The following is a 14370-nucleotide window of genomic DNA, read 5'->3' as shown; positions in this document are numbered from 1 at the left end:
GACCCCCGAGGCTCAGCGGCAATCAAATGAGCACGCCGGATCGCGGTCTGAGCGCGGATCTGCACATCGAACTGGCGGTACGCATAGCGCATCATCGCGTGATGGAACACAGATTCGGCAGAGGTCATCGCAAGACCCCCTGCCTGCCGCGCGTAGTTTGCGCGCCCCCGCTTACTCAGGTGATGTTCGCGGATGATTACGACCGACGCTGTCCCCCGCCTGAGTTGAGCCGCGGACTCGTTGCGTTGATAGCTGAGAAATGCGATGGCGCGGTCGATTCCGGGATGTTGCGATGGTCTCGTTCGATGGCACGATCGCCTCAGCGTTTACGACGCCGGAGCCTGACGCCTGCGGCGCAACTGGCCGGCTGCTAGTTTGCCTCCGTGACTGAAGGGACTGGCGATGCGCAGCCTGCACCTCCCGAGATTGGGAGTGTGCAAGATCTATTAGTGGCTCTGCAAGCCATCACCGCCGATGGCCGCGAGTACTGGTATCGCGGCCACCGTGACAGCGGGTACTTGCTCCAACCTTCCGTGTTTCGAAGCCCGGGTCACCGGGACAGCGAGCAATCTATGCTTGATCGCTTTCGCCAAGAGGCAGCGACTGCCGGCCAGCCGTACTCGTTCGACGAATGGGGCTGGATCACGTTCGCGCAGCACCACCAGCTTCCGACTCGCCTACTCGATTGGTCCCAGAGCCCTCTGGTCGGACTGTACTTCGCCTGCGAGCGCGGTGGGGAGGCCAAGCCCGACGAGGCAGAGGCGGAGGGTGAGCTGCTCATGATCGATCCCCGCGATCTCAACGAGGAAGCAGGAGACGCAGGGGGAGGCCATCCCGTGCTGCTGAGGGACGGGCACTCGGCCCTCGACCACTACCGGCCAGGCCATGATGCCTCCCAGCGGATGAGACCGCGGGCAGTTATCGCGCCGATGTCATTTGATCGAATCCGTTTTCAGACGGGAACCTTCACCGTGAGCCAACGGCCGGCAGACGGGGATCCGCTTCCGCAGCTGGCGAGTGCGAGGTCCCTTCGGCGCTTTGTGATCCCGTCGGGAAAGAAGCAGGCTCTTCGGGAGCAACTTGAAACCTTAGGTCTCACAGAAGTGACCATCTACCGCGACCTCGATCGAATCGCCGGACGAATCAAGGCCACTCACAAGGGTTCGCTGTGAAGATCCGCACGGAGCCGCTGGGCGAGATTACGATCGCACGTTATGCCCACATGCGACCGGCCATCGACTTTGAACCGGCCTACCAGCGGGAAGGTGGCGTGTGGACGCGCGAAACCCGGAGCCGGTTGATCGACTCGATCGTCAACGGATTCGACCTCCCCAAACTGTACTTCGAGCGGGCAACAAGTCGCCGGACCACTGAACAAGGACGCACAATCCAGTACGCGGTACTAGACGGCAAGCAACGCCTCGAAGCTGTCGGAGAGTTCCTCGATAATGAGTTGCAACTCCCGAGCGACTTCGAGTACTTCGAGGACGGGAGCGTTTCGGCCGCCAATCTCACCTTTGCGGAACTGCAGTCCGCCTACCCGGGGTTGGCTCAGCGGATCCTCGACTTCGAGCTACCCATCGTCGGCGTTAGCTCGGACAGCATTGACTTAATCGAAGAACTGTTCCAACGGCTCAACGCCGCCACCGCCCTGAATCACGCCGAACGGCGAAATTCCGTGTCGGGCGCGACCAGGGATGCCGCCAACGCTCTGGCTACGCACAGCCTGCTCTCTGCTCGGTCGCCGATCAAGGCCTCTCGATACAAGCACCGGGAGCTGGCCGCGAAATTCTTGGCGATCGAGCATCAGATCGATACGAGAAACGGCCGCATCTCTGACATCAAGGCCGCCACGCTGATGGACTTGTTCCTAGCAAGCCGCGGGAACCCGCCACAGATTAGTGCAGCTGAGATGGCCAGATACCAAGCGACCGCCGCTGGCGTACTGGATCGTATGGCCGGGCTCTTCATAGATGACGACCCCCTTCTCCGCTCGGTCGGGACGCTCGTCGTCTACTACATCGCCTTCCGGGACTCGCAGCTCATCGCGAGCGCTTCGCGGGAGCGCCTGCAACGTTTTGAAGAGCTGCGTCGACTCGCCTCGCGGATGGACGAGGATGATCCTGCGTTCACCCGGCCCGGAAACAACCGACTTCGTGAGTACAACCTCTTCGTGCAGTCCTCCAACGACGGAGGAGCGCTTAGCCGCCGAGCAGAGATCCTAACGGCATACCTCAAGGGGTATCAGAATCAGGACGAGCTCGCTGCCCTAGATGCTGTCGGGGAAAACGAGAGCCCAGGGAGCGACGACCTCGAAGACGAGAACTAGATCAGACAGTCAGCCGATTTGGGTGGGTTTTATTAGTCCGTCATCGAGTCTGCCGGCCCTTCTGAAAGGCCCCGACCGCCATTCGGCCGGGTTCACAGTGGAACCGGATGGCGACCACTGAAGGGCAACTGATCTGCTGAATCAGGACGTCCGGTGTAATGGCCGAGTCCAAGCGCGTCGCCTCAGACCCGTCGTAGACGTTGCTTAGGGCCCCACCGCCAGCTCGCTAGGCGCCAGTTGCGGCCCACCACAACGCCTTCACTTCAGCCAAGTCAGCGAGTTCCGTCGGACGCGGCCGTTAGGGTCGGACAGTCGCATCGAGACGGAGCGGACGAGGGTCGAGGGTCGAGGGAAGGGTCAATTGTGGTCGATGAGGAAGTCTCCATCGGCGGGGAGAGCATCGACGTCACGCCGCATCCGCGGCTGTTGGCGGTGCTCGGTGACATCGAGTTCGCGCCGTGGCAGTGTCTCGCCGAGTTGATCGACAACGCCTTCGATGACTTCCTCTCGGATCCCGCGGAGGACGACACGCCGACGGTCACGATCAGCCTTCCCAGCCGGAATTCCGACCACCGGGACGCCCAGGTGTGGATCAGCGACAACGGCCGGGGTATGAGCCTCGAACACCTCAACATGGCACTGTCCGCCGGGTGGTCGAGCAACGCCCGCTACGGCAAGCTCGGACTGTTCGGCATGGGCTTCAACATCGCGACGGCTCGACTCGGCAACTCGACCCAGGTTCGCACGACCCGGGCCGGCGACTCCGAGTGGGTGAGTGTCACCCTGGACCTGCGGAAGATGGCCACGCAGGACAACTTCGTCGTGCCGGTTATCCGGGAGCCGAAGGATGACACGGCTGAGCACGGGACCCAGGTCATCGTCAGCGATCTGAAGCAGGAGCAGCACGATCTGCTGTCGCGCCAACAGACCAGGATCCGGGACCTGCTCGGGGACGTGTACTCGTATCTCCTACGGGAGCGTGACTTCTCCCTCCGGGTCGACGGCAAAGCCGTCCAGCCGCTGCTGCCGTGCATCTGGAATAAGGACCGCTCGGTGGTGCAGCGGGGCGTCAAGTACCCGGCATATATCGAGATCGATAAGGAGTTGCCGTCGCTGAATGCCTGCCACGACTGCGGCCGGTGGCAGGATCTCACTGTCCGCGAGTGCGAGGAGTGCGGCAGCACCGAGTTGGAGGAGCGCGAGCGCCGCATCACGGGTTGGCTCGGCATCCAGCGCTACTCCCACAAGTCCGACTTCGGCATCGACTTCCTGCGCAACGGTCGCAAGATCCTCGTTCGTGACGTGCGGATCTTCGCTTGGGAGGACCCCAACGAACTCGGCGCTCGCCCGGAAAGCGAGTACCCGATCGAGGTGCCCAACGAGGGCCGGATCGTTGGCGAGATCCATATCGATCACGTACGGGTCAACTATCAAAAGAACGCATTTGAGTACAACACGATCGAGTGGAAGCAGGTTGTTCGCACGCTGCGCGGGGACGGTCCTGTCCGTCCGAATATCGCGCGCGACGCCGGCTATCCGCCCAACGAATCCCCGATCGGTCGTCTCTTCACCGGCTACCGACGGTTGGACCCAGGTCTCAAGTATCTGGTCCCCGGAGATGGCGACCATGCGATCCACGAGAAGGCCCGTGAGTGGGCGAAGTTGTTCCGCAAAGGTGACGCTGAGTATCAGGATGACCACATCTGGTACGAGCAGGCGAAGCAGCACGACGAGCCGAAGGTCATCGTGCCTCCAGAGTCGAGCGACCCAGGAGACGGCGGCGACGACGCTCGATTCCGGCTGGACATTCCCGAGCCCACTGACGCGCAGCTACATCCAGGGGACCCGACGCCGCCACGTGAGACCGAGGACCAGAAGCAGGACCGATACCGCCAGCAGGGAGAGGTCCTCCACGACATCTCCGGCGAGTACGCGCTGCCCGGCTTCGGAAATGCCCTGAAGGTGACCGTCTACGGCCTGAACGGCACCGAGGTCGCGGACACAAACGGTCAGCGGGTGCCCGTGTACGTGCAACAACAGCGCGGAACCGACGTTCACGTGTTCGTGGACTTCGGCCACAGTCTCTTCACTGACTTTGGCGCGGACCCGCGGGAGTACGCCGTCCTCGGGGTGGCCGAGCACATCCGAGATCGTCGGGGCAGTACTCAGGCCCTCAGCTCGATCATCGCTGACCTGATGGATCGTTGCCTTCCCGACCAGAAAGTGACCCCGACGGCGCTCGGCGGTGCGGCTCACGCTTTGCTTGACCGCGTCCGGCGCACAATGCGGCCAGTGATCGCGGGCAACTCGGAGGGGTTCTGGGGCTACGTGATGGAGCCAGAGCAGGCAGCCGCCGAGCAACGGTTTGCTCAGGAGGGCATGGAGGCCGATTGGCAGGAGGCTCGAGAAAGCGGAGCCTGGATTCTGTACGCGTCTTCTGCTGCCCTCTCCCGTCTCATCCAGCAGCGTCCTGGCGAGTTCCTCGACGGCCGAGTGTTCCGAGCGCCCTACCAGACGTTCACGGACAGCCACGCCCGCGCGCTCACGGTCAACCGTTTGATCGGATACCTGAACGATGCCGGCCAGCTGGCGGAGCACCAGACAAGGCGGCGACCCGATGAACTCAACCGCGGTCGGTTGAGCTGCCGCCTGCTGGAAGCAGAGTTGGCCGACGCACCCGAGGACTCGTCGTGAACGAGTCCTTCGTTGATCCGCGGCACCTCATACTTGGGGGTGAGCGTCGGTTCACCACGCAAGTCGAGCGGCTCCTTGGCCTTCTGCGGTACAGCGACATCTCGAACATCGACGGCTCTGGCGACGAAGGTGGCGATCTGCTCGCCACGATCGCAGGGCAGAAGTGGGTGTTCCAGGCCAAGTGGCAGAAGCAGGGCAGCGTTCCGAAGAGTGCGGTTGACGAGGTCTCCAACGCGATGGATCACTACCGCGCGGACCGCGGCGTTGTCGTTACCAACGTTCGTCCCAGCCGAGACGCTGCGGCGCGCGCTCAGGTCCTAGCTCGCACCGGCCAGCGCATCGACTTCTGGACCGGCGCCGACCTGCTGCAGCTGTGGGAGCAAGCTGCCGACCAGCCAGTGCGAATCCGGCTGCGGGACTACCAGAGCCAAGCCGTTGCCTCGTTGATTGAGGACCTCGACACCGAGGGTCGCGCGCTTCTGGTGCTCGCCACCGGCTTGGGAAAGACAGTCGTCGGCGGAGAGGTGATCGCACACCACCTCGCGTTGGACCCGAAAGCCGACATCCTGGTGGCTGCTCACACCAAGGACCTCGTCGCGCAACTCGAGCGCGCGCTCTGGAGGCACCTGCCGAAGACCGTAAGGACCCAGGTCCTTACCGGCGACGAGAAGCCCAAGGACCTGCGTGGAGTTACCTTCGCGACCGTTGCCAGTGCCCTCAACGTGGCGTTAGCGGGTTACCGGCCCTCCGTGGTCATGGTGGATGAGACCCACCATGTGGGAGAGGACGGTCAGTACGGACAGCTGCTGGCCGAGTTGAGCGACTCAAGCCAGTTCGGAGTCACCGCGACGCCGTGGCGCGGCGACAAGTATGACATCGAGAGCCATTTCGGGCCTGCCTCCTACAAGTTGGGCATCGGCGAGGGAATGCGCCTCGGCTACCTTGCCCAGGTCGACTACCGGCTGTTCCTTGACAACATCGACTGGGATGTCGTCAAGGACGTGTCACGGCGCTCCTACTCAATGAAGGAGCTCAATTCCAAGTTGTTCCTGCCGCAGCGAGACGAGGCGATCCTTGACGAGCTGAGCGCAGCCTGGCGGTCGACGCTTGACCCGCGCGCCATCGTGTTTTGCCAGACGAAGGAGCACGCTGAACGCATGGCGGAGTTGATGCGCCGAACGCCAGAGTGGTCCAACACTCAGGCAATCCACGAGGGCTTGAAGGTTCGCGATCGACAGCTTCGCCTTCTCGACTTCCGATCCGGTCGCGTCCCGATCTTGACTGCTGTCGACATCCTGAATGAGGGCGTCGACGTGCCCGATGTGAACATCATCTGCTTCGCCCGTGTCACCCACAGTCGCAGGATATTTGTCCAGCAGTTGGGGCGTGGCCTGAGGCTCCGCGAGGGCAAGCACAAGGTGATTGCGCTCGACTTCGTCAGCGACCTACGGCGTGTCGCGGCCCTGCTCAACCTGCGCAGGCAGACCAATGCGGACGAGGTCGAGGTAGTTCCCGAGGTGCCTCAGCCGGAGATAAGCTTCAGCGACGCTCGGGCCGAGTCGCTCCTCGATCAGTGGATTCTTGACGCCGCTGATCTTGAGACGGCGAACGATGACGCACGTCTCCAGTTCCTCGACCCAGATCTCCCGGCATCATGAGCGCCGCAGAGTCCCGCCGCGTGCCGAAGGATCAGATCGACGGTGTGGTCAAGGTTCTATATGCGGCCGCGGATCGGCTCGACTGGGAGCACCTGCCGGCCAACAACCGGACCGCGCAGTACGACGATTGGGTGACCGATCCCGAGATCGGCGGCGTCCTCACCAGGTACATGAGCATTGAGAACTCCCGCTCATGGATCAAGGACGGCCCGATGAAGGAGTATGGACGGGCTCAGCTCGGAGCCGGGAGGTACGCCAGGTTCGGCACCTCCGTCGGGCCAACCGCTGAGCAACTCGTCCAGCACGCCCTCGGGTCCGACGCCGCGGTGGTCGACGACAGCAAAGGGGTCAAACCCTTTCACTGTCTCGCCAAGATTGGCGCCGCGACGACCTACGTCGTGTGGGATGCGGCGAAGAACATCCGCCACCTCGTTTGGGCGACGATCAACCACCTCGCGAGCAACCCGAGCCACGAGGGATGCATCGTGGTCTTGGAGACGTTGGATCACCCGGTCACGCGCGGAGAGAAGGCCCACCACAAGCGGATCGCTGACCGCTGCTCTATCACCATCAAGTACTACCGCGTGGCCCCTCGTCAGGCGAAGGGCGGCGACCAGACGTGAAGCGTGACCCACAGGTGACATCCAAAATCATGTCGGCTGTAAGGCATACCGGGACTCGACCCGAAATGGCCCTGCGCCGTGAACTGCACAAGAGAGGACTTCGCTTCCGAGTGTCAACGAATCTGTTCGGCAAGCCCGACATCGTGTTCGGGCCAGCCCGGGTCGCTTGCTTCGTGGATGGCGACCGTTGGCACGGCAACGGATGGCGGACACGTGGCTACAAGTCCTTCGAGGAGGAGTTTCGCCACGCAAACTCAGACTTTTGGATGAAGAAGATCAGCCGCAACATGCGGCGAGACGCGCAGGTAACCCAGGCGCTGACTAGCGAAGGCTGGAAGGTGATACGCGTATGGGCGTCCGACGTCGAGCGTGATGTCGTCTCAGCCGCGGACCGGGTCGAACTTGCCGTTCGCGGTCGGCGGGAGGACATCGGCCGATGAGCAACTTGATGACTTCCGTGGAGCTGTTTGCGGGCGGCGGCGGCATGGCCCTCGGGACTCGCAATGCCGAGTTCGAACATCTTGCGCTGGTCGAGTGGTACAAGCCCGCGGCGAAGATCCTTCGACACAACGCGGAGCTCCACCCGAACCTCTGGAACAAGGACGATGTGCACGAGAAGGACGTCCGCATCTGGCTCAATCAAACCCACCTCATGGAAGGGCAGGTCGACCTAGTAGCGGGCGGGCCCCCGTGCCAGCCGTTCTCGCTGGCAGGTGTGCACGCAGGCGATGAGGACGATCGGAACATGTTTCCGGCGGCATTGGACGTTGTGCGGAAGCTGCGTCCGAAGTTCGTGATCTTTGAGAATGTCCCGGGGCTCACGAGGCCGTCGTTCTCGCCGTACTTCTCCTACATCCGGCATCAGCTCGAGAAGCCGACGGTTACCCCCAACGAGGATGAATTCTGGGCAGAGCACGATTCTCGGATCAAGAAGGCTCGGCCACGTTCCTTGTGCTACCGCGTCACCCAGCATCTGATCGACGCCGCTGACTTCGGCCTGCCGCAGAACCGGCGCCGAGTTTTTCTGATCGGGATCCGATCGGACCTTCCGAACGCCGATACCTGGCCAGGCAAGATCGACGGCGAGTTCAGCCGTGACGCTCTCCTTTACGACCAATGGGTCACCGGCGACTACTGGACGAGTCACGGCATGGCGATGCCCATCGCCCCTGACGGCTTGGAGGAGCGCAAGCGAGAACTCAAGGAGCGAGGTCGACCCGAGCAGAAGCGGTGGCAGACGATCCGCGACGCGATTGTCGGGCTTCCCGAACCGGTTGATGGGGTGGACTCAGAACGCTTCACAAGCCACCGAGGAATCCCTGGCGCACGCGCGTATCCGAAACACTCCGGAAGTCCGTTCGACTGGCCCGCGAAGACGATCAAGGCCGGTGTCCATGGAGTCAGCGGCGGCGAGGCGATGATCCGCTTCGATGACAACTCCTTGCGGTACCTCACCGTGCGCGAGTCCGCTCGCATTCAAGGCTTCCCGGATTGGTACGAGTTCCCAGTCGCCCGCTCGCGCAGCATGGGGGCTATCGGGAACGCCGTCGCGGTCCCAGTCGCGCAACTGCTCGCGCAGCGGATCCGCGATCACATTGGGTTGTGAGACGCCTATTCCGAGCGGGCAGTGCCGGCAAGCTCCAAGGCGGCCCACACGCCGTCGACTCCCCGACCGACGATTGTCTTATGACGCTTAGCGAGGCCTGATGCCCGCAGCAGGTGTTCCCAGCGACGTTCCGTTACGACCACGTCGGCATATGGTGCGGCAACGGCCAGCGACATGAGGTCGACCTTGTCGTGCTGCTCCCAGTTCATCCCCAAGTCTTTGTGCTTCCACCAACGAAGCGAGACACTCGCATCCACGCTAGGAAGCTCCTCGACGAAACGCCGAACGGCTTCAGGGGACGAGTCAGCGTGTGCCTTGAAAAACAGCCCGTGGGGGTCGACATCGCGCTCCACGCAGACTCGATTGATCTCGTCAGTCACATCTACGACTTCCTCGACGAGGATGTGGTCGCGAAGCCGCGCCCGGACGAGCGGCTCGTCCCGCACCCGCTGCCTGAGCCGAAGCTGCTGTTGCGCGTAACGGTCCCCAAGCCGGTGCTCTGGGGTTCGATCGACCCAATCGCCGTCGATGAAGTCTTGCGTCCCGACGAGATTCACCCACTCCCAAAGCGCCGGTCGCGCACGTAAGTCAGTCATGACGTCAGGCGCGGCAGCGGGCTCACCCTCACGTCGTTCAGATGTCTCGATCGAAGCAACGAAACGAAATCGGCCGTCGGGCGAGTCGAAGGCATGGACGACTCCCTGTCCGAGCAGATCCTGGGTACTGACGCGGCGGCTACCGCCCATGTGTCGGTCGACGAGTGCTTCGATCTCCAAGCGTCGAACCCGCTGGATCGGCGAGAGCGCTGCGTAACCAGTGACATCCCGCATCACGGCACCGACCGCCTCTCGAGAAGTCATGTCTCGTCGATGCCAGAGCTCGAGATAGTGGGCGGCGCTCAAAGCAACGGCGAGCCGGGCTTCCGTGACTGCCACATGCAGCGCAGTGATCGCCCGGTTCCACTCGACATCCTGCATCCGTTGACCGCGGGCCATCTCGACCCAAACGTTCATGTCGAAGTAGGCCACGACTGGCAAAGGGTGAGTCGACAGGGACACAAGACCCATCGTCGCACCGGTGACCACTAGGGCGCTGGGGGCGCCCCCGATCGGTGGTGGAGATGCTACGCCGATCAGTGAATGACAAGCATCCACGCACAGACTCGGGGCGCATCCCCAGACCTCACAGGCGCCGATGCGACTCCTAAAGCGGCACAGTCAGGCGGGCGAATGTTGTCTTAGGGAATGCATCCTCCAATGCTGCTTGAGCCGCTCGACCTGCGCTCCACACGCCGGGCAAGGCACAAGTCGCTGGCCCCGTGCCCACACAATGACCGTGTCTGGCCACCACCAATTCCGCAAACCGTCGCGACCGTCAGGCTCAGGGAAGTGTCCCCGGGCTAGCCGAAGGCGGTGGTTCTCACGTGACCACCCCAGGTGTGCGGCAATCTCCCGCCCGAACCAACGAGGCGGTGCCTGAGTCGCGAAGCGCTCGACCGCAGCTGGGCCAATGGCCAGCAGGTCTCTGAGTTCATGCTTGGAGTGGCCCTTCAGCCACAGACGGTCGAACTCAGTCTGGGGCACGTTAGGAACAGCACGCTCCGGTGGCATCGCATTGCGCACGAGCTCCCGCCCACTGCGACCGACGCCCAAGAGTCGCCAACTTGGGCCAGCGTCGTCGCTGGTGAGACGAACGGCCACGGCCAAGCACAAGCGTTCTACGTCGGCACGGACTAGTCGTTTGCGACTCCTGCGCATGGCAATGGCAGAGGGCGGAAGGCCTTGCAGTCTCAGTGCAACGACGCGCAGGTCTGCGACAGTCAGCGGCTCGGTGGCGGCGATGAGGCGTCGTCTCCATGCGTGCGAATCGCCGATTTCGGCCCCTTGATTGCGGAGGGTCGTTTCCCAGGCCTCGCCCAGACCCAGAGCCCTTGCTGTCCCGCTCGAGGTAGGCGCAGCCGGGTGCCTAGTCATGGGCACGCGACCATGCCCACGACGCGATCAGGCTAAGCCCGAGGCCGAGCATGATGCCGGCTAGCAGATCCATGTCCGCATCCTCGCACTCGCACTCGCCCTTGCATCGACGACCGCTCCTCTGACTGGGTCGACCATGAACGGAAGGTCAACAAACGGTAAGAACTCGTCTCAAACGCGGACAATTGGTGGACTGAGGGTGTATCGGCCGGGTTAATGGTTGCGCGAGTGGCCACTCGCACCAACCGATTGGGGACGATCATGAACACCCTTAACACCACTCTCGTGTCGGCCGCCAACACCGGAGGCCTGCAGTCCTGGATCAAGGACAACGTCATACCGCTGCTGCTTCTACTGATTGCGGTGATGCTCTTCGTGCTCGCCCAGCGAGGCGACAACGCCAAGGCGATGAAGGTTGTGGCCGGCGTGGTCGTGGCTCTGGCCGTGCTCGGCATTGCCAGCAGCGGCCAAGCTGACAATCTCGGGGCCTGGATGGCCGGGCTCATCACGGGTTGATCCGATGCGACTTCCCGTGGATGACGAGATCTACAACGTCAACGCCGTCTGGCTGGGTCCGCCCAACAAGACCCTGCCCTTCCGGGCCCGCTACGTGGCATATGCCGTGGGCGCCCTGGTCTTCGTCCTCCTGCAGGTCATCGAGAGACGACTGGGCATCGGTTTGGGGTTCTTCAGCCTGGCCTACACCCTGTTGGTCACCGTCGGCCTTACCCGGCTGATCCTGAACGTCGTAGACGCAGACCGGCCACTCGGCTCGGTCATTGCTGGATTTGCCCACGAGGTCGGCGCGCCGCGGGAGCGCACCCGACCCACGGTGGGCCTCATGCACCCGGCTCGGGTACGTGCCGTCCCCACACGCCTGAGCCGGGCCCAACGTAAGGCAGCCCGTCTGCAAGCCAAGATGGCATCAAGAGAGGCCCCGTCATGAGCAAGCCCGGTATTGCGCTGCGCCGGATCAGCGGCCATTGCACCGTGACCGCCGACCGGATCGTGGCCTGGTACCTCCTCGATCCGCAGGGATGGTCGTTCCGGCCGGACAGCGTGCGGGAGCAACTGATCATCGACGGTGCGGATGCGTACGCCCAACTGGTCAAGCGTCAGCTGCACATCCGGGTCACGACCAGGCCCTACCCGGTCAGCCGGTGGGCCGCCGCGCACGACGAGAACGCCCCGGCCCCTCTGCCCGGGTGGCGCAACCACCTCCTGACGGACCAGCAGCACCTGTCGGGTCGCAGCATGGCCGACAAGGAGGTCTACGTCGGCGTCGAGATACCCGCACGCAAGGGTCTCTACAAGGCGCTCGGCGGGCTGGCTGGCACGTTCTCCGACCGAGAGGTCTCGGCCCTGTCCAAGGAGATCCGCGTCACCGACGAGATCATGGCCGCCCCGGGAATGGACGGTGCACCGGTCAGCGCGCGGGAGCTGGAATGGCTCCTGCACCGGTCCTGCTCACTGGGCCTGCCCGCACCTCTGACACTCGGGGCTGTCGACGACGGGCGCTGGGAGGAGGAGGACCTGCACGAGTTCACTGACCACGTGAAATGGTTCGCCGAACCGTACGCCCGCACTCTGCGCGTTATCGGTGAGAATGAGGACCAGCGCGTCGAACGGCATGTGTGCGTCCTGTCCGTGGGCCGGATGACCGATCTGGAGATCCCGGCCGGCATTCCGTGGATGCAGCGCACCGACCAGCTCGGCTTCCCGGTCGAGTGGTCCGCCCGGGTCACGATCGAGGACTCCGCCAAGGTGGGGATGGCGATGCGTCGCAACATCCAGAAGATCCGCGCCCAGAAGGACCACTACGAGGTCGAGCACCGTGAGCCCGCCCCCGGCGCACTGGACCGTCAGGCTGACAAGGCCCTGGGCGTTGAGGACGAGATCTCGATGGGCCTGTCCGGGCTGTCGACCCGTACCACCGGGTGGTACCGCATCGCGGTCTCCGGAGCATCGGAGGAGGAGGCACTCGAGCGGGCCAGCCTGTTGCGCAAGCTCTACACGCCCCAGATCACCATTGCCCGCCCTGCGGACCAGTACGCCATCGCCCGCGAGTTCATCCCCGGCGAGAAGCTGGCATCCACGGCATACAAGCGGCGTATGCCGGTGACCACCCTCGCCGCAGCCGTCCCCGCCGCCACCGCAAAGGTGGGCGACCGGGTCGGGATCCACCTCGGCGAGACGTCCGGCACCAGCGCACGCGTGGTCACGTGGGAGCCGTGGGAGAGCACCGAGACCCGAGAGGAGTCCGGTCTCGCGGTCCTGTGCGCGGGTCTGGGCGGCGGCAAGTCCACCGCCGGCGGGAACATCATCTACCGCACCGTCATGCAGGGCGTCCCGTGGACCGTGCTCGACCCTTCCGGTCGACTGACTGCGTTGTGCCGTCTGCCCGAGCTCGCGGAGGTGTCCCAGGCGATCGACCTGCTCGACGCACCACCTGGCGCGCTGTGCACCTACCGCGTCATCGCAGAACCACGCCGTGAGCACTACGACTCCGAGCTGGACTGGCGCACCGCACAGAACCAGGCCGAGGACACCCGCCGTCTGCTCACCTCGTCGGTGCTGCGGGCAATGCTTCCGCGTCAGCTGCAGGACCACATGCTGACCGAGGTGGCCTTGATGCGTGCCGTCGGTGCGGTGTCGGCCAGGCACACCGCATCCACCCACGAGGTCGTCGACGCACTGACGCGCCTGGACGGAGATCCAGACCTGCGCCGCCACGCCGGGTACATGGCGGACTTCCTCACCGAGGCTGCCAAAACCAGCCACGGCCGGTTGATTTTCCCGTCCGGGTACCAACAGGACTACGGGCGGGAAGACCCGCTGTTGACCGTCTACAGCCTGCGCGGGCTTGCCCTGCCGGACGAGTCCACCGCCAACAGTGAGGACCTCGACGAGCGACTGTCGATGTGCGTGCTCTACCTCGCCGCGTGGCTCACCCAACGCGGCATGTACCTCGGGGATGTCAACGCCCGCAAGGGAATCTTCATCGACGAGGCGTGGGCACTGTCCACCTTCAGCACCGGCCGCCGGTTCATCGACCGGGCCGCCCGCGACTCCCGCAAGCACAACACTCGCGTGCTGATGGCCTCGCAGAACCCCGCCGACCTGCTCAAGCTGGACCTTGCCAACCTGATCTCGGCCGCGTTCATCGGCCGCCTCACCGGTGAGGACGCCCAGACCGACGCCCTGCGGTTCCTGCCCGGCATCCGCGACGGGATGGGGTACGAGTCGATCTTCGGCACCCTGTCCCGCCCGACCCGTGAGGGCCGACGAGGGTCGCGCGAGTTCATCTTCAGCGACGGCACCGGCGGCATCGAACGAATCCGCATGGACCTGTCCGCCCACCCGCACCTGCTGGCCGCCCTCAACACCACCGCCCAGCCCGATCAGGCCCGGAACCGGGTGGCCCGCCCTGAGCTCACCGCCACCCCAACGACATCCGCGAACGAGCCCGAGAGGGAGAGTGCCTGAG

Annotated in this window: 11 protein-coding genes; 10 read left to right on the top strand and 1 reads right to left on the bottom strand. The window is 63.9% G+C overall.

What is annotated here, in order from left to right:
* Positions 1-383: 383 nt before the first annotated feature.
* The 7 genes from ASG91_RS20145 to ASG91_RS08165 all read left to right on the top strand — a co-directional run bounded on the left by ASG91_RS20145 (position 384) and on the right by ASG91_RS08165 (position 8910).
* Positions 384-1172 (top strand): FRG domain-containing protein, encoded by a 789-nt coding sequence (locus ASG91_RS20145; protein WP_082594008.1) that lies wholly within the window; start codon positions 384-386, stop codon positions 1170-1172.
* A complete protein-coding gene (locus ASG91_RS08190) occupies positions 1169-2329 on the top strand; it encodes a DUF262 domain-containing protein (RefSeq protein ID WP_056922132.1) in 1161 nt (386 codons plus the stop codon). Before ASG91_RS20145 ends, ASG91_RS08190 begins: the two co-directional genes overlap by 4 nt.
* Before the next feature lie 363 nt (positions 2330-2692).
* Complete coding sequence (locus tag ASG91_RS08185) at positions 2693-5023, top strand: ATP-binding protein (protein WP_056922131.1); 2331 nt, start codon at positions 2693-2695, stop codon at positions 5021-5023.
* Positions 5020-6681, top strand: coding sequence for a DEAD/DEAH box helicase family protein (locus tag ASG91_RS08180; protein ID WP_056922130.1), 1662 nt, complete (start codon positions 5020-5022; stop codon positions 6679-6681). The genes ASG91_RS08185 and ASG91_RS08180 overlap by 4 nt, the downstream gene beginning before the upstream one ends.
* Positions 6678-7304 (top strand): hypothetical protein, encoded by a 627-nt coding sequence (locus ASG91_RS08175; RefSeq protein ID WP_157606218.1) that lies wholly within the window; start codon positions 6678-6680, stop codon positions 7302-7304. Before ASG91_RS08180 ends, ASG91_RS08175 begins: the two co-directional genes overlap by 4 nt.
* The gene (locus tag ASG91_RS08170; protein ID WP_056922128.1) at positions 7301-7744 is read left to right on the top strand and encodes a very short patch repair endonuclease; all 444 of its coding nucleotides are present in this window, start codon (positions 7301-7303) and stop codon (positions 7742-7744) included. Before ASG91_RS08175 ends, ASG91_RS08170 begins: the two co-directional genes overlap by 4 nt.
* A complete protein-coding gene (locus ASG91_RS08165; protein WP_082594006.1) occupies positions 7741-8910 on the top strand; it encodes a DNA cytosine methyltransferase in 1170 nt (389 codons plus the stop codon). The genes ASG91_RS08170 and ASG91_RS08165 overlap by 4 nt, the downstream gene beginning before the upstream one ends.
* A gap of 5 nt (positions 8911-8915) precedes the next feature.
* Here ASG91_RS08165 and ASG91_RS08160 read toward each other — a convergent pair whose 3' ends face one another.
* On the bottom strand, positions 8916-9938 hold the full coding sequence (locus ASG91_RS08160) for a hypothetical protein (RefSeq protein ID WP_056922127.1): 1023 nt from the start codon (positions 9936-9938) through the stop codon (positions 8916-8918).
* A gap of 1206 nt (positions 9939-11144) precedes the next feature.
* On the opposite strand from ASG91_RS08160, the gene ASG91_RS08155 reads away from it, so the two are divergent.
* From ASG91_RS08155 to ASG91_RS08145, 3 genes are read left to right on the top strand one after another with little or no spacing between them, the layout of a single operon-like run.
* On the top strand, positions 11145-11399 hold the full coding sequence (locus ASG91_RS08155) for a hypothetical protein (RefSeq protein WP_056922327.1): 255 nt from the start codon (positions 11145-11147) through the stop codon (positions 11397-11399).
* Between the two features lie 16 nt (positions 11400-11415).
* The gene (locus ASG91_RS08150) at positions 11416-11829 is read left to right on the top strand and encodes a hypothetical protein (RefSeq protein ID WP_157606214.1); all 414 of its coding nucleotides are present in this window, start codon (positions 11416-11418) and stop codon (positions 11827-11829) included.
* Complete coding sequence (locus ASG91_RS08145; protein ID WP_082594005.1) at positions 11826-14369, top strand: ATP-binding protein; 2544 nt, start codon at positions 11826-11828, stop codon at positions 14367-14369. Before ASG91_RS08150 ends, ASG91_RS08145 begins: the two co-directional genes overlap by 4 nt.
* Position 14370: the final 1 nt, after the last annotated feature.

The organism is Phycicoccus sp. Soil802 (assembly GCF_001429605.1).
Classification (GTDB): domain Bacteria; phylum Actinomycetota; class Actinomycetes; order Actinomycetales; family Dermatophilaceae; genus Pedococcus.
Note: the sequence above shows the minus strand (reverse complement) of the source record. Positions and strands in the feature narration are given on the sequence as shown.

Bases quoted from the DNA above. Each gene is read 5' to 3' on its own strand.
- ASG91_RS08165 (WP_082594006.1), top strand. From the start codon at position 7,741: ATGAGCAACTTGATGACTTCCGTGGAGCTGTTTGCGGGCGGCGGCGGC.
- ASG91_RS08175 (WP_157606218.1), top strand. From the start codon at position 6,678: ATGAGCGCCGCAGAGTCCCGCCGCGTGCCGAAGGATCAGATCGACGGT.
- ASG91_RS08155 (WP_056922327.1), top strand. From the start codon at position 11,145: ATGAACACCCTTAACACCACTCTCGTGTCGGCCGCCAACACCGGAGGC.
- ASG91_RS08145 (WP_082594005.1), top strand. From the start codon at position 11,826: ATGAGCAAGCCCGGTATTGCGCTGCGCCGGATCAGCGGCCATTGCACC.